The 14,055-nt window shown below is 62.8% G+C and carries 18 protein-coding genes; 8 read left to right on the forward strand and 10 right to left on the reverse strand.

Annotated elements, in window-relative coordinates:
• Positions 1-82 precede the first annotated feature (82 nt).
• Positions 83-694, forward strand: coding sequence for a TIGR00730 family Rossman fold protein (locus FJ546_RS00075; RefSeq protein ID WP_140887143.1), 612 nt, complete (start codon positions 83-85; stop codon positions 692-694).
• A 101-nt stretch (positions 695-795) separates the two neighbouring features.
• Here FJ546_RS00075 and FJ546_RS00080 read toward each other — a convergent pair whose 3' ends face one another.
• Entirely contained in the window at positions 796-1,680 is an 885-nt protein-coding gene (locus tag FJ546_RS00080; RefSeq protein ID WP_140887145.1) for a LysR substrate-binding domain-containing protein, read from the reverse strand.
• A gap of 109 nt (positions 1,681-1,789) precedes the next feature.
• On the opposite strand from FJ546_RS00080, the gene FJ546_RS00085 reads away from it, so the two are divergent.
• Both FJ546_RS00085 and FJ546_RS00090 read left to right on the forward strand, forming a co-directional pair.
• The gene (locus FJ546_RS00085) at positions 1,790-2,080 is read left to right on the forward strand and encodes a muconolactone Delta-isomerase family protein (RefSeq protein ID WP_095204962.1); all 291 of its coding nucleotides are present in this window, start codon (positions 1,790-1,792) and stop codon (positions 2,078-2,080) included.
• A 174-nt stretch (positions 2,081-2,254) separates the two neighbouring features.
• A complete protein-coding gene (locus tag FJ546_RS00090; protein ID WP_140887147.1) occupies positions 2,255-3,250 on the forward strand; it encodes a transporter in 996 nt (331 codons plus the stop codon).
• Here the strand turns inward: FJ546_RS00090 and rarD are convergent.
• From rarD to cysS, 8 genes are all read right to left on the reverse strand, one after another.
• On the reverse strand, positions 3,228-4,160 hold the full coding sequence (gene rarD, locus FJ546_RS00095; protein WP_140887148.1) for an EamA family transporter RarD: 933 nt from the start codon (positions 4,158-4,160) through the stop codon (positions 3,228-3,230). The two genes, FJ546_RS00090 and rarD, sit on opposite strands and share 23 nt — an antisense overlap.
• Before the next feature lie 83 nt (positions 4,161-4,243).
• The gene (cimA, locus tag FJ546_RS00100) at positions 4,244-5,866 is read right to left on the reverse strand and encodes a citramalate synthase (protein WP_181167758.1); all 1,623 of its coding nucleotides are present in this window, start codon (positions 5,864-5,866) and stop codon (positions 4,244-4,246) included.
• On the reverse strand, positions 5,863-6,813 hold the full coding sequence (gene pip, locus FJ546_RS00105; RefSeq protein WP_140887152.1) for a prolyl aminopeptidase: 951 nt from the start codon (positions 6,811-6,813) through the stop codon (positions 5,863-5,865). The genes cimA and pip overlap by 4 nt, the downstream gene beginning before the upstream one ends.
• Complete coding sequence (locus FJ546_RS00110; RefSeq protein WP_140887153.1) at positions 6,810-7,286, reverse strand: GFA family protein; 477 nt, start codon at positions 7,284-7,286, stop codon at positions 6,810-6,812. The genes pip and FJ546_RS00110 overlap by 4 nt, the downstream gene beginning before the upstream one ends.
• A complete protein-coding gene (locus FJ546_RS00115) occupies positions 7,283-7,774 on the reverse strand; it encodes a GFA family protein (RefSeq protein ID WP_140887155.1) in 492 nt (163 codons plus the stop codon). The genes FJ546_RS00110 and FJ546_RS00115 overlap by 4 nt, the downstream gene beginning before the upstream one ends.
• 3 nt (positions 7,775-7,777) lie before the next feature.
• A complete protein-coding gene (locus FJ546_RS00120) occupies positions 7,778-8,164 on the reverse strand; it encodes a VOC family protein (RefSeq protein ID WP_095770709.1) in 387 nt (128 codons plus the stop codon).
• Positions 8,161-8,568: a DUF559 domain-containing protein gene (locus FJ546_RS00125; RefSeq protein ID WP_140887156.1), complete on the reverse strand. Its 408-nt coding sequence runs from the start codon at positions 8,566-8,568 to the stop codon at positions 8,161-8,163. Before FJ546_RS00125 ends, FJ546_RS00120 begins: the two co-directional genes overlap by 4 nt.
• 178 nt (positions 8,569-8,746) lie before the next feature.
• Positions 8,747-10,180 carry a cysteine--tRNA ligase gene (gene cysS / locus FJ546_RS00135; RefSeq protein ID WP_140887160.1) on the reverse strand — a complete coding sequence of 478 codons (1,434 nt, stop codon included), beginning with the start codon at positions 10,178-10,180 and terminating at the stop codon, positions 8,747-8,749.
• A 416-nt stretch (positions 10,181-10,596) separates the two neighbouring features.
• Between cysS and FJ546_RS00140 the strand changes: the two genes are divergently transcribed.
• On the forward strand, positions 10,597-10,752 hold the full coding sequence (locus FJ546_RS00140; RefSeq protein WP_095203266.1) for a hypothetical protein: 156 nt from the start codon (positions 10,597-10,599) through the stop codon (positions 10,750-10,752).
• A 58-nt stretch (positions 10,753-10,810) separates the two neighbouring features.
• Here FJ546_RS00140 and FJ546_RS00145 read toward each other — a convergent pair whose 3' ends face one another.
• On the reverse strand, positions 10,811-11,572 hold the full coding sequence (locus tag FJ546_RS00145) for an SOS response-associated peptidase (RefSeq protein WP_140887162.1): 762 nt from the start codon (positions 11,570-11,572) through the stop codon (positions 10,811-10,813).
• Positions 11,573-11,699: 127 nt separating this feature from the next.
• Between FJ546_RS00145 and FJ546_RS00150 the strand changes: the two genes are divergently transcribed.
• From FJ546_RS00150 to FJ546_RS00165, 4 genes are all read left to right on the forward strand, one after another.
• Complete coding sequence (locus FJ546_RS00150) at positions 11,700-12,122, forward strand: NUDIX hydrolase (RefSeq protein WP_140887164.1); 423 nt, start codon at positions 11,700-11,702, stop codon at positions 12,120-12,122.
• Positions 12,123-12,184: 62 nt separating this feature from the next.
• Entirely contained in the window at positions 12,185-12,562 is a 378-nt protein-coding gene (locus FJ546_RS00155) for a TIGR02301 family protein (protein ID WP_140887165.1), read from the forward strand.
• 352 nt (positions 12,563-12,914) lie between these two features.
• Positions 12,915-13,172, forward strand: a complete 258-nt coding sequence (locus FJ546_RS00160; protein WP_008874920.1) for a hypothetical protein — start codon at positions 12,915-12,917, stop codon at positions 13,170-13,172.
• Positions 13,173-13,243: 71 nt separating this feature from the next.
• Positions 13,244-14,035, forward strand: a complete 792-nt coding sequence (locus FJ546_RS00165; protein WP_181167759.1) for a hypothetical protein — start codon at positions 13,244-13,246, stop codon at positions 14,033-14,035.
• Positions 14,036-14,055: the final 20 nt, after the last annotated feature.

Here is a 14,055-nt window from a genome sequence, read left to right on the forward strand (position 1 = left end):
AAAACGGGCCGTCAAGAAAAACCCCGGCTTGTCAAGCCTTGGGGCTTGACCACGCATTCAGACCCAATCACCAATCATCCGCATGAACACGATTCGATCCGTCTGCGTCTATTGCGGCTCGTCTCCTGGCCGCGATGAAATCTATGCTAGGGCCGGGCACCTGCTTGGACGCTCGATTGCCAAAGCGGGCCTGCGGCTGGTCTATGGCGGCGGCACCAAAGGCATTATGGGCGCCGTCGCCGATGGCGCGCTCAAGGCCGGCGGCAAGGTGACCGGCATCATTCCCCGCTTCCTGATCAACAGGGAAGCAACCGAAACCGCGCTAGACCGGCTCGACGAGTTGCTGATCACCGACAACATGCACGAGCGCAAGCACAAGATGTTCGAGAAATCCGACGCCTTTGTGGCGCTGCCGGGCGGCATCGGCACAGTCGAGGAAATCGTCGAGATCATGACCTGGGCGCAACTCGGCCATCACCGCAAGCCGATCGTCTTCGGCAATATCAACGGATTCTGGGACCCGATGACGGCGTTGCTTGAACACATGACGGCGGAGGGCTTCATCCACACCGCGCAACGGGTCAAGCCGCTGGTCGTCAACGATCCGGAGGCCATCGTCGCCGCCATCATGGTGGCAGGCTCCTCCGTCGACGCCCCGACCGAGGGCGTGCAGTCGGTGATCGACAAGATGTAAGGGAATAAGGCAGTAGGGCAGTAAGGCAGTAGGGAAAGACCGCACCTACTGCCCTACTGCCCTACTGCCCTACTGCCCTACTGCCCTACTGCCCTACTGCCCTACTGCCCTACTGCCTTCCGCAAATCCCCAATCACCGCGCGCTCGTCCTGCCGGCGCCAGGCGAGATAAATCGCCACGCTGCGCTCGAACCAGGGAAGGTCGCGGAAGACTATTCCCGGCGGCGCGGCACTTCGTAGGCTTTCCTGCACCGTCGCCAGGCCCAGCCCGGCGCTGACCAAGCCGAGCGAGGTCAAGGGATCGGCGGTCTCATAGGCGATGTCGGGCACGAACCCGGCCTCGATGCAAGCCGCCAGGAACTGGCCGCGGTTGGTGTCGGCGGGCTGGCGCACCACGGTGATCCACGGGCGGCCGTCGAGATGATGCGGGCCGATGTCGGCGACAGCCGTAAGTGCATCGCCCTCGGGTATCGCCAGCACCAGCGGCTCGCGGCGGACCAGCATCGAGGCAATTTCGGGATAGTCGGCCGACGGCGGCGAATAGACCAGGCCGAGATCGAGCGTACGCCGGCGCAGACCTTCCAACTGCGCGGCGGAGCGCAGGCTCATCAGGCTCAGATGCAATTGCGGCCGCTCGCGGCGGAATTGCCTGAGCATGCCGGCGACCAGGCCAGCGTGCACGGCGCCCTCGACATAGCCGATGGCGAGACGGCCGACCGCGCCGCCGGCGAGGCTGCGGCCGAACTCCTCCACGCGCCGCGCATTGGCAATCAGAGCGCGGGCCTCGGTGAGGAAGGCGCGGCCCTCCGCATTGAGATGAACCCGCTGCTTTGCCCGTTCGAACAGAGTGACGCCCAGTTGCTCCTCGAGCTGTATGATCTGCCTGCTGAGTGGCGATTGCGAGATGTGCAGGATTTCGGCGGCGCGACCGACATTGCCGGTTTCGGCGACCGTGATGAAGTAGCGGAGCTGGCGCAGGTCGAACACTTTTTCTCCGAGTTTTATGATCTCAAAGGTCTCAACTTTATCCTAATCAGTCTTGGACAGTCTGACTAGTCAAAGGAATTGTCGGCCATCCCAACCAAAGGAGACCGACATGCAGTTCTTTGCCCTTCTCACCCGTAATACGGCAAAGTTTGGCGACGCCGACTTTGCGCCGCTTCTGCCCGGCGAGGCCGAGCAGCGCCGCACGCTCTACGCCGAAGGCGCGGTGCGCCAGGTCTGGAACCGTGGCGACATCCCAGGGAGCGGCATGATGTTCGAGGCGGCCGACGACGCCGAAGTGCGCGGCCACCTCGCCACCTTGCCGCTGATCAAGGCCGGCATGATGGAGATCGCCGCCATCGTGCCGCTTAACCCCTACCCCGGGTTTGGGCCGAAGCGCTGAGTTACCCTGATCGCGATGCGGTGGCGGTGAAGGCGCCGTCACCGCGCTCCTGCTCGGCACACCGAGATCGGCGGATGTCAGGAAACTGTCACACGAAACCGGCTTCCCGCGTGCTAAGACCTTGCAGTGAGCCGCTTGCGCGGTTCGTTGCTTGGACCATCTGGAGAAGCGACAGTGAACATCGCCCTCCCCGCCGAAGGCACCGATCTTTCGCCCTATTTGCCTGATGAACACGGGCTGTTCTTCATCTACCATTTCACCGCTGAAGGCGTGCGCACCAAGGATCCGGCGCAAGCCCGCTGGACCTGGCGCAGCTACCAGATCACTGACCTCCACGCGCGCCAGGAAATCGGCGCCGAGCTGGCCCTGCCGGCCCCGGCGCGCGACGCATTCCTCGCCCCCAGCCATGGCTGCCACATCGATTATGAGGATGGCTGGCTCTATGGCGATCTGCCGGACCTCAAGCACGACTTCTCGGAGGCGCGCGGGCTCGTCCATTTCCGCTTCGCCTTCAACGACACGATGTTGATCGGCGCCCGCAAACAGCCGCTGGAGTCGGTCGACGCCATCCGCAAGGCGGTGGAGAATGGATCGCGGAAATTCCGCTCGCCGTCGGACCTGATCGAGGCGGTCATGGGCCAGTCGCTCGACGGCATGTCGGGCGAGCTCGGCAAGCTTGGCGATGCGCTCGACGGCATAGAGGATCGCGTCGTGCGCGATGCATGGCACAATGAACGCCAGGCGCTGGTCGAGGCGCGCCGGCAACTGGTGGTGATCCACCGGCAGATGGCGACGCTCACCAACCTGTTCCGGCATCTCGACCATTCGCATCGCGACGAGCTGCCTGATCTGATCAATGATATGGCGGCCAGACTCTCGCACCGGGCACTCACCCTCTATAATGACGGCGAGCAGTTGCAGGCACGCACAAGGTTGTTGCAGGACGAGCTGATGGCGAAACTGACCATGCAGTCGAACCAGCTTCTCTACATCCTCTCCGTCATGACGGCGGTGCTGTTGCCGATGACCATCATCTCAGGCCTGTTCGGCATGAATGTCGGCGGTTTGCCCCTGGTCGACACGCCGATGGGCTTCTGGGTGGTGACCGCGGTCTCGCTGCTGATCGCCGGCGTGACGTACCTGTTCGTCAGGCGGCTCGGACAGATGTAGCCGCCGCCCGTCGCGCCGTGACCAGCATCGACCAGGAATACATCGCCAGGGCCGTCCAGATCAGGGCAAAGGCAATGGCTTGTGCCGTGCCGAACGGCTCGTCGAAGATCAGAACCGCGATCAGGAAAACCATGGTCGGCGCGATGTATTGCATGATGCCGATGGTCGAGAGGCGCAAAAGCTTGGCGCCGAACGCAAACAAAAGCAGCGGCACCGACGTGACCGGACCGCAGCCCATCAGTAACGCGGTGTCGGTGCCGGTGCTCGACACGATGTGGTCCTGTCCCGTCGCGATCAGGTAGACGATGTAGCCGAGAGCCGGCACGGACAGCAAAAGCACTTCGAGCAAAAAGCCCTGGCTTGGCCCGATCGGCAGCGTCTTGCGGAAGAAGCCGTAGGCGGCGAAGGAAAAAGCCAGCGCCAGCGACACCCAGGGCAGCTTGCCGCCCTCGATTGTCAGCACCGTGACGGCGACCGTCGCCAGCGCCACCGCCGCGATCTGCAGACGGTCCAGCCGCTCGCCAAGCAGCAGCGCACCGACGACGACGCTGACCAGCGGGTTGATGTAATAGCCAAGCGCGGTCTCGACAGTGCGGTCGACCGCGATCGCCCAGACATAGATGCCCCAGTTGACCGAAATCAACGCCGCCGTCAGCGCCGCCATGGCAATGGTGCGGGGCGACCGGATTGCCGCCTTGAAGTCCGCCGTGCGGCCGGCCCAGACCAGGACCGCAGCGGCGATCGGCACCGACCAGACGATGCGGTGGGCGATCACCTCGGCAAGCGGCAGGTGCGCCACGGCCTTCATGTAGAAAGGCAGCAACCCCCACAACAGATAGGCGCCCAGCGCCAGCAGGAAGCCGCGACGGGCCTTTGATTCCGCGTCCAGGATAATTGCTTCAGTGACCATGGCCCAACGCTATGGCCCAGTAACCTTGGCAAGACCATCGCAAAGTTCTGATGGATCAATGGACTTTCGCTGATGGTTCAACCTTATTCGGCGGCAACAAGCCCGGCCATCTCACGGTTCTTCATCAGCTTGTAGATGATCGAATCCATCAGCGCCTGGAACGAGGCGTCGATGATGTTTTCGGAAACCCCGACCGTCCACCAGCGCGCGCCGGTGCCGTCATGCGATTCGATCAGGACGCGGGTGATGGCCTCGGTGCCGCCATTGAGGATACGCACCTTGAAGTCGGCGAGCTCGAGGTCGACGATCTCGCTCTGGTATTTGCCGAGATCCTTGCGCAGCGCGATGTCGAGCGCGTTGACCGGGCCGTGCCCTTCCGCCACCGACATTTTTTCCTCGCCGTCGACGAGCACTTTCACGATCGCTTCGGACACCGTCTTCAGCTGGCCATTGGCGTCGAAGCGGCGCTCGACCATGCAGCGGAACGAGGTGACGTTGAAGAATTCCGGCAAGCCGTGCAGCATCTTGCGGGCGAGCAGCTCGAAGGACGCATCGGCGCCCTCATAGGCATAGCCCTCGGCCTCGCGCTCCTTGACGACCGCGATCAGCGCATCGAGCCGGTGATCGTCCCTGGGCACCTCGATGCCGCGCCGCTTCAGCTCGGCGAGGAAATTGGCCTTGCCGCCCTGGTCCGAGACCATGACGCGACGGCGGTTGCCGACGGATTCCGGCGGCACATGCTCATAGGTCGCCGGCTCCTTGGCCAGTGCGGAGGCATGGATGCCGGCCTTGGTGGCGAAAGCCGAGGCGCCGACGTAGGGCGCCTGCACTTCCGGCGCGCGGTTCAGCAATTCATCGAATGCGCGCGACAGACGCGAAATGCCGGTCAGCGCGTCCGCCGAAATGCCGGTCTCGAAGCGATCCGCGAATGCCGGCTTCAGCGCCAGTGTCGGCACGATCGAGATCAGGTTGGCGTTGCCGCAGCGCTCGCCAATGCCGTTCAGCGTGCCCTGGATCTGCCGCACGCCGGCCTCGACCGCGGCCAGGGAATTCGCAACCGCCTGGCCCGTGTCGTCATGGGCGTGGATACCCAGATGATCTCCGGGAATGCCTGATGCGATGACCTTGGCGACGATGGCGCGCACTTCCGAAGGCTGCGTGCCGCCATTGGTGTCGCACAACACCACCCAGCGTGCGCCGGCGTCGTATGCCGTCCTGGCGCAGGCCAGCGCATAGTCCGGATTGGCCTTGAAGCCGTCGAAAAAGTGCTCGCAATCGACCATCGCCTCCTTGCCCGAGGCGACAGCGGTTTCTACCGAAGTCTTGATCGACTCCAGATTCTCTTCATTGGTGCAGCCGAGCGCGACGCGGACATGATAGTCCCAGCTCTTGGCGACGAAGCAGATGGCGTCGGATTTCGACTGCACAAGCGCCGCAAGGCCGGGATCATTCGAGGCCGAGACCCCTGCCCGCTTGGTCATGCCGAAGGCGACGAATTTGGCGCGTGCCGTACGTTTCTGCCGGAAGAAGGCCGTGTCGGTCGGATTGGCGCCGGGATAGCCGCCCTCGACGTAGTCCATGCCGAAATCGTCGAGCAGTTTTGCAATCGCGATCTTGTCCTCGACGGAAAAGTCGATGCCCGGCGTCTGCTGGCCATCGCGCAATGTGGTGTCGAAGAGATAGAGGCGCTTGCGGGTCATGGTCATTTGCCTGCAAATTTGTCCGTCGCGCGGATCAGCCGGTCAAGGATGCCGGGCTCCGAATACGCATGGCCGGCGCCCTCGATCAGATGGAAATCGGCCTTCGGCCAGGCCTTGTGCAGCGCCCAGGCATAGCGTGCCGGACACGGCATGTCGTAGCGGCCATGGACGATGGTGCCGGGGATATCCTTGAGCTTCCAGGCATCGCGCAGAAGCTGCCCCTCGTCGAGCCAGCCGGCATGGACGAAATAATGGTTCTCGATACGAGCGAAAGCGACGGCATAGTCGTCCTCGCCAAACTTGTCGCTGGTTTCCGGTTCCGGCAGCAGCGTGATGGTTTCGCCTTCCCACAGGCTCCACGCGCGGGCTGCTTCCAGCTGCGCCTTGCGGTCCGAGCCGACCAGGCGCTTGCGGTAGGCGGCCATCATGTCACCGCGCTCGGCCTCGGAGATCGGCGCCACGAAACGCTCCCACTTGTCGGGAAACATCTCGGAGACGCCGAACTGATAGTACCATTCGAGTTCGGCGCGGGTCAGCGTGTAGATGCCGCGCACAACCAGCTCGCTGACGCGATCAGGGTGCGTCTCGGCATAGGCGAGCGCCAGCGTCGATCCCCAGGAGCCGCCGAACACCAGCCATGCGTCGAAGCCGGCCATTTCGCGCAGGCGCTCGATGTCGGCGACGAGATGCCAGGTCGTGTTGGCCTCCAGCGAGGCGTTCGGCGTCGATTTTCCGCAGCCGCGCTGATCGAACAGGATGACGTCGTAGAGTTTTGGGTCGAACAGCCGCCGGTGTTTGGGCGAGATAGTGCCGCCCGGCCCGCCATGCAGGAACACGGCCGGCTTTGCGCCTTTAGTGCCGGAACGCTCCCAGTAGACCTGATGGCCATCGCCGACATCGAGCATGCCGCTGTCGAACGGTTCGATCTCCGGGTAGAGGGTACGCAAGCTCATAGTTTCAGGCCCTGTTGCGGCCAGTTGGCCGTTTCGTGATCGGGGTGCTGGAAGGAGATGATCTGCTCCTGCCTTGCATAAAAGTCGGGATCGTCATGGACCGGCGCCTCGAAGATCTTTTCCACCCAGGGCAGCCTCGCCGCATAGTTGACCTGAATTTGCGGCGCCAGATCCGAGCGGTCGTCGAAGGCGCCGATCGCGATCTCGAGCCCGCCGGGCTGGCGGTAGGTCAACGGTGTGCCGCAGCGGGCGCAAAAACCACGATCGATGTTGACCGAAGACTGGAAATAGCTTGGTTCCTCACGCGTCCATTCGACACCGTCCCTGGGTGCCGTCACCAGCGCACCGAAGAACGAGCCGAACTGTTTCTGGCACATGCGGCAATGGCAGATGGACGGGCGCCCGAGCGCGCCCTTGATGCGGAAGCGCACGGCGCCGCACTGGCAACCGCCGGTTCGGATAGTTTCGGTCATGGTCTTTCCTCCGGCGGCCATTGGTCGGTGTCGTGATCGGGATGCTGGTAGGACACAAGCTCGGCGAGATAGGGAGCCGAACCCATGTCCGCCATCGTGTCCTCGCCCGGCAGTTGTGGAATAGTGTCGACATAAGGCAGTTTTGCCTCCGTACCCCACTGGATGGTCGGTGCGATACCAGCCGGATCGTCGAAGGCGGCGATCGCCAGCGCCATGCCGTCGGGCGCCTCGAAGGTCAGCGGGGTGCCGCATTCGGCGCAGAAGCCGCGCCAGGCGGCATTGGAGGAGCGGAAGCGCTTGGGCTCGCCGCGTGTCCAGTCAACCCTGGCGCCGCGCACCGAGACCAACGGAAGGTAGAAATTGCCGCTCGCCTTCTGGCACATCCGGCAGTGGCAGATCGAGGCGTCGCCAAGCGCGCCTTCGACGCGGAAGCGCACTGCCCCGCATTGGCAGCCGCCTGTGTAGACCGGCCGGTTGTCAAGGCTCATGGCTCACTCCGGATCATGGCAGACGGCCTCGACATTGTTGCCGTCGGGATCGAAGACGAAGGCGCCATAATAGTTCGGATGATAGTGCGGGCGCAGGCCCGGCGCGCCATTGTCCTTGCCGCCGGCGGCAAGGGCCGCGGCATGGAAGGCATCGACCTCGGCGCGGCTGCGCGCGGTGAAGGCGACATGCTGATGGGCCTTTTGCCCCTGCTTGCCTTCCTGCAGCCAGAACACCGGCCGATCACGGCCATAGCCTCCGACCTTTTCGCCGCCGGTGTATTCCAGCGGCACCATATAGAGCAGGGAAGCACCAAGCGGCGCCATCGCCTTGTCGTAGAAAGCCTTCGAAGCGTCGAAATCTGCAACGTCGATGCCGAGATGGTCGATCATGGAAATGCCTCCCTTGCTGGTTCAAGTGCTGGCACTTCGGTACCGGCCAAACCGGCCTCGATCACGATGTGCTGGCAGACATTGTCGATATCGCGAATGACGTCGTCGTTCCAGAAACGCAGGATAGTCCAGCCCAGAGCCTCAAGCTTGGCTGTTCGCGCGGCGTCGGACGCCGAAATCTCATGAGAAGCGTGTTGGGAGCCATCCAGCTCGACGATCAGCTTTTTGTTGGGGCAAGCAAAATCGACGATGTAGCCAGCTATCGGCATTTGACGTCGAAACGCCAGTTCCATCAATCTGTGCGCGCGTATCTCATTCCAAAGCTTCAGCTCGGCGTCGGTCATAGCCTTGCGCATCTTGCGCGCATTGCCGCGATTGACGGGAGATACGTGATGATGGGTCATTGCGAGGCGCCCCCCTCTGTCCTGCCGGACATCTCCCCCTCAAGGGGGGAGATCGGCAGCTTCGCCGACGGCGTCCAATCATCGACGTCCGCGATTGGCGAAAGCGGAAATGACGTCCAATCTCCCCCCTTGAGGGGGAGATGCCCGGCAGGGCAGAGGGGGGTGCTTGGCGCTACCCTCACCGCTTGACCTCCCACGTCGTCACACGTTCGCCGGTGGCCGGATCCTTGCCGTCCTTCAGCTGTACACCTTGCGCCAAAAGCTCGTCGCGGATGCGGTCGGCTTCGGCCCAGTTCTTGGCGGCGATGAGAGCGAGGCGATTGGCGATTGCCTTGGCGATCTTGTCTTCGTCGACCTTTGCCGAGGCAACATCGAAGCCGAGGAACAGCAGTGACGCCTTCAGCGCGGCGGCGGCTTCGTTGCCTTCCGCTGCCTCGCTGGCCAACTGCGTCAGCACCTGGAAGGCGGCATAGGTGGCGAGGTCGTCCGACAAGGCATTGATGACCTCCACCGGCAACCGCCCTGCCGCAGGCGCCAGATCCGCCGCGCGTTTCCACTTGCGCAGCGTGTTCTCCGCCTCCTCGAGCTTGCGCACGGAAAAGTCGATCGGCTCGCGGTAGTGCGTCATCAGCATCGCCAGCCGCAGCACCTCGCCCGGCCAGTTGCGGCCGCCGAAGGTCTCGGTCTCCAGCAGTTCGTGGATCGAGTAGAAATTGCCGAGGCTTTTCGACATCTTCTGCCCCTCGACCTGCAGGAAGCCATTGTGCATCCAGACATTGGCCATGACTGATGTGCCGTGGGCGCAGCGCGACTGGGCGATCTCGTTCTCATGATGCGGGAAGATGAGATCGAGGCCGCCGCCATGGATGTCGAACACCTCGCCGAGATAGGCCGCCGACATCGCCGAGCATTCGATGTGCCAGCCCGGCCGGCCCCTGCCCCACGGGCTCTGCCAGCCCGGCTCTTCCGGCGATGACAGCTTCCACAGCACGAAATCGCCAGGGTTCTTCTTGTGCGCATCAACGGCGACGCGGGCGCCGGCCTGCTGTTCGTCGAGATTGCGCTTCGACAATTGGCCGTAGTCCGGCATCGACGCCGTGTCGAACAGAACTTCGCCTGCCGCGACATAGGCATGGCCGCGTTTGATCAGGCTTTGAATCAAGGTGATCATGTCGGCCTTGCCGTCGGCGCGGGGCTCGACGAATTCGGTGGCGCGCGGCTCGACCGTCGGCTCAAGGCAGCCCAGCGTGGCGACATCCCTGTGGAATTGGTCGGCGGTCTTTTCGGTCACCCGTCGGATCGCTTCGTTGAGCGACAGCTTTCCGGCCGATATCTCGCTGCCGAAATCGCGCAGCGCACGCGCGTTGATCTTGTCGTCGACGTCGGTGATGTTGCGCACATAGGTGACATGCGCCTGCCCGTAGAGATGGCGCAGCAGGCGAAACAGCACGTCGAAGACGATGACCGGCCTGGCATTGCCGATATGGGCGAAGTCGTAGACGGTCGGGCCGCAGACATACATGCGCACATTGAGCGCATCGATCGGAACGAAATTCTCTTTCGCACGCGTCAGCGTGTTGTAGAGGCGCAGGCCCTGCGATGCGTCGGACATTCCATCCCTTCCCGGTTCAGAACTTTTTATCTGGATGGAGCCAGCCCGCGCCGAGGCGCAAGTCAGACTCCAGCCTGCTGGCCGGGGCGTTTGTCCACTCTGGGGAAAGATGAGGCGAAAACGTCCGGACCAGCGCGAGGCTAGCCAATAATGCAAATGCCACAAATGGCGAAAGACGTTTTCATGGGCGGCTTTATCGCCTTGGTCAGTGTTGCCGTCAAGTCGCTGCTACCGAGAAAAACGCCGTAACGATTGGCAAACGCGTCGCTCGATCACGCGGAATCAGGCAGTGAAACATTTTATTAAACATGTCGGCACAGTCATGAAACATTCGCCGGCTAGATCACCAAACGTCACGATTTGGTCGGATTCGACAGTCAAACGCGAACACGAAAACGTTACCTGGGAAGAGAAACATGCCTCGAAGCAAGCAGGAAGCCACCCGCGCCAAGCAACCGGCGCTGGCCAGCCACTATCGCGCCATCGGCCCGGCCGCGATCGTCGCCGCCCTTCTTCACACCGCGAAGAAAAAGAAGCCGGCGCCGAAGATCGTATCGCCCCGCGCTGCCTGAAGCAGAGTGCGGCCGGCGCCGGGCATGAGGCGTATAAGGCTCCAGACAGAAACTTCAGCTAGAACAACGTCATCTGACTGTCGTCCGCGCCGGGCTTCTGGCGCCTGGTCTTCTCGGGCTCCGGCCCGACCTCGCCCCTCTGCTGAATCTCCGGGCCAGTGTTGGCGACCTTGTTGACAAGGTCGGAGACGGGAACCGCCTCGAAGAAATCGGGTTGCGCCGGGCGCAGCAGGTCGGCGACATCGCGCGGCTCCAACGTGCGGCAATCCAGCCAGCGGGCGAAATCCCCGGGATCGATGACCACCGGCATCCGATCGTGGATGTGGGCTATGGCGGCATTGGCGTTGACTGTCAGGATGGCGCCGGTGTCCATTTCCGAACCGCCGGGCTCGGCATAGGTCTCGATCAGGCCGGCAAAGGCGACCAGGCCGCCATGCCTGGGCCGGATCCAGTAGGGTTGCCCCTTCTTGCCCCCGCTCTGCCGCCATTCGTAGAAGCCTGACGCCGGCACCAGCGCGCGGCGATGGCGCATGGCGGCCTTGAACGAGGCCTTTTCGATTGCGCCTTCCGAGCGCGCGTTGAACAGCAGCGGAAACTCCCTTGTGTCCTTGACCCAGGTGGGAATGAGCCCCCAGCGCACCAGCATCGGTTGCCGATCCGGCAAATTGGAACCCGGCGCCCGCGGCGCACCGGCGGTCGCCATCAGCACCGGTTGCGTCGGCGCGATGTTGTAGCGCGCCGGGAACTCCTCCAGTTCGGGCAGGCCGAGAAAGGCAGCTGTCTGATCCGGTGTGGCGGTCAAGGCGAAACGTCCGCACATGATCGATTGCTCCTGCCTTCGAATGGTTCCGCCAGAAAGTGGCGATGGAACAACCGCACTGCAACCGCTAAAGCTGTCCGGCGGCGGCCGTCCACAGCGGGTTGCGGCGGCCGAACGGTTGGGAGCCATGAACGATACACGAAAGATACTGCCGGCAGTCTCGGTAGCCGTGGTGCGCGGCGACACCGTGCTGTTGGTCAAGCGGGCGCGGCAACCTTCACAGGGTCTCTATGCCTTTCCTGGCGGCAAGGTCGAGGCCGGCGAGACGCTGGAGGATGCTGTCAGGCGCGAGTTGCTGGAAGAGACCGGCCTGCGTGCCACCGGTTTGCGCCCGCTTCGGGAAATCCATATCGACGGCAGGGAAGATTCCCACCCGGTCGATTACCGACTCACGGTCTTCGGTGCCGCTTATGCCGGCGGCGAGGCCGTGGCCAGTGATGATGCCGAGACAGCAGCCTTCTACACGCTCCGCGAGATGGCGGCGCTGCCGCTTGCCGGCTCGGTGTTCGCGGTGGCGGAAGATTTGCTTGGCCGACCTGAAAGTCGCTGAATTCCCCAACCGCCGCGCCGGAAACGCCTTGCAGGCGACAAATTGTTTGGCCACATAGACTTATGAGCCGTGCTGCTTTTCTTGTCGCTTTGTGCCTTGCCGTCGGTACGGCCGTGGCCGTGCGGCCGGCGTTCGGTGCCGAGTCGCCGTTCGAGCCGGGACTGATGCGGCTGGCGGAGGTGCTGGGGTCGCTGCATTTCCTGCGCAACCTGTGCGGCGAGAAGGGCGACCAATGGCGTGGCCAAATGGAAAAACTGCTCGAATCGGAAAATCCGGATCCGGAGCGTCGCGCCCGCTTCATCGCCAGCTTCAATCGCGGCTATCGTTCCTTCGGCGGCACCTATACGCAGTGCACCGCTTCAGCCACGGAAGCCATCAGCCGTTACATGAAGGAAGGCGAGACGCTGTCGCGCGACATCGCCTCGCGCTACGGCAATTAGGCGTCCATCAACAGATATCCGAGCCGTCGCTGGACCTATCAGACAAATCCGGCTTGTAGCGGTCTGTGGCTTGGTGCAATCCTGATGTTGCACTTCTGCAACAACGTTAATCAAACGTTACCGCAAGAATGCGAAATTAACTCAAACTGAAGGTTTTCACCCCGCAGGCCGGACTAATCGGCTAAGTTTGATCGGGGTTGAAACGCAGCTTCGCCAAACACAGCCGTCCGCTGTAAAAGACGATCAAAAAAATGTCGTATTTACAGATACTTAGTTAAGGCTGCGTTTAAACGGAACAGATCAAGCCCGATCCGCACTGATGGATCGCAGCTTGAAAGGGTGGACATCGCTTATGGAACATGGTGTCAACGACATCGACGCGCTGGTCAGGGAAGAAAAACGCCTGACGGCGGTGGAAAGCCACAGCGAAGCCTGGGCCGAGGGCCTTTCGGCCGGCATCGAGCCCGAGATCATTGCCGAGGCGGCGCTTGAGACCGCATTTGGTGAAATGCTGCGCGCCAACGGCGAGACATCGGCCCTTGCCCTGCTCGACCGCATGCGTGAAAAGGTGATTGCTGGCGCCTTCGAACCCGAGCGGCTGCGGCACTGAACCGGCTTCCGGTTCTTTGACGATCGAGCGCCGCTTGGGCATCATGCCCGGGAGCCAAGGAGATACGGGCAGTGAATTTTCCGATGTCAGGCCGGCCGAAGGGCATGGTCCTCTACATCCACCTCGCGACTTGCTGTGCCGCGATTGCCTTTGTGACGTGCCTGGCAAGCAGCCCTGCCCATGCGCTGAGCGAGATCCAAAGCGAAGAGCTCCCCTCGCCTGTCGCACCGTCGGCGGTTGACGACGTTTCGTCGCCCGGCGGCGTGATTCCCATGCCCGATCCAGTGGGAACGCCGCCTCCGACCGGCCAACAGCCGGCCGCTCCGGACGCGGCGGAGCCCGACAGTCCAGCGGATGGCGGCACCAACAGGCCGCGTGTCGATCCCGAAGCACCCTTGCCTGAGGTCGTCTACGACCTCAGCAAGCTGCCCGAGCCCGTGCGGCGCATGCATGATCTAATCATTGAGGCCTGCAAAAGCGGCGACATTGAAAAGCTCCGGCCCCTGATCGGCAAGGGCGCCAGCATGACCCAGCTGTCGCTGGCCGACATCGACGGCGACGCCATCGCCTTCCTCAAGGGCCTGTCGGGCGACCCTGACGGCCAGGAGATCCTGGCCATACTGGAGGAAGTGCTCGGCGCCGGCTATGTCCATGTCGACGCCGGAACAGCGCAGGAACTCTATGTCTGGCCGTATTTCTTCGCGCTGCCGCTGGACAAGCTCGACGCCAAGCAGCGGGTCGAACTGTTCAAGATCGTCACCGCTGGCGATTTCGACGACATGAAGCAGTTCGGCGCCTATATTTTCTATCGCGTCGGCATCACGCCTGCGGGCCAGTGGACATTTTTCGTCGCCGGAGACTGAGGGCTTGCCCCTGATAAAAG

Source organism: Mesorhizobium sp. B2-4-19 (assembly GCF_006441315.1).
Taxonomy (GTDB): Bacteria; Pseudomonadota; Alphaproteobacteria; order Rhizobiales; family Rhizobiaceae; genus Mesorhizobium.

Coding starts and splice junctions, on each gene's coding strand:
- FJ546_RS00085 (WP_095204962.1), top strand. CDS start 1,790: ATGCAGTTCTTTGCCCTTCTCACCCGTAATACGGCAAAGTTTGGCGAC.
- FJ546_RS00125 (WP_140887156.1), bottom strand. CDS start 8,568: ATGACCCATCATCACGTATCTCCCGTCAATCGCGGCAATGCGCGCAAG.
- FJ546_RS00120 (WP_095770709.1), bottom strand. CDS start 8,164: ATGATCGACCATCTCGGCATCGACGTTGCAGATTTCGACGCTTCGAAG.
- FJ546_RS00160 (WP_008874920.1), top strand. CDS start 12,915: ATGGAACATGGTGTCAACGACATCGACGCGCTGGTCAGGGAAGAAAAA.
- FJ546_RS00155 (WP_140887165.1), top strand. CDS start 12,185: ATGAGCCGTGCTGCTTTTCTTGTCGCTTTGTGCCTTGCCGTCGGTACG.
- cysS (WP_140887160.1), bottom strand. CDS start 10,180: ATGTCCGACGCATCGCAGGGCCTGCGCCTCTACAACACGCTGACGCGT.
- FJ546_RS00145 (WP_140887162.1), bottom strand. CDS start 11,572: ATGTGCGGACGTTTCGCCTTGACCGCCACACCGGATCAGACAGCTGCC.
- FJ546_RS00115 (WP_140887155.1), bottom strand. CDS start 7,774: ATGAGCCTTGACAACCGGCCGGTCTACACAGGCGGCTGCCAATGCGGG.
- FJ546_RS00110 (WP_140887153.1), bottom strand. CDS start 7,286: ATGACCGAAACTATCCGAACCGGCGGTTGCCAGTGCGGCGCCGTGCGC.
- FJ546_RS00150 (WP_140887164.1), top strand. CDS start 11,700: ATGAACGATACACGAAAGATACTGCCGGCAGTCTCGGTAGCCGTGGTG.
- FJ546_RS00140 (WP_095203266.1), top strand. CDS start 10,597: ATGCCTCGAAGCAAGCAGGAAGCCACCCGCGCCAAGCAACCGGCGCTG.
- FJ546_RS00075 (WP_140887143.1), top strand. CDS start 83: ATGAACACGATTCGATCCGTCTGCGTCTATTGCGGCTCGTCTCCTGGC.
- rarD (WP_140887148.1), bottom strand. CDS start 4,160: ATGGTCACTGAAGCAATTATCCTGGACGCGGAATCAAAGGCCCGTCGC.
- cimA (WP_181167758.1), bottom strand. CDS start 5,866: ATGACCATGACCCGCAAGCGCCTCTATCTCTTCGACACCACATTGCGC.
- pip (WP_140887152.1), bottom strand. CDS start 6,813: ATGAGCTTGCGTACCCTCTACCCGGAGATCGAACCGTTCGACAGCGGC.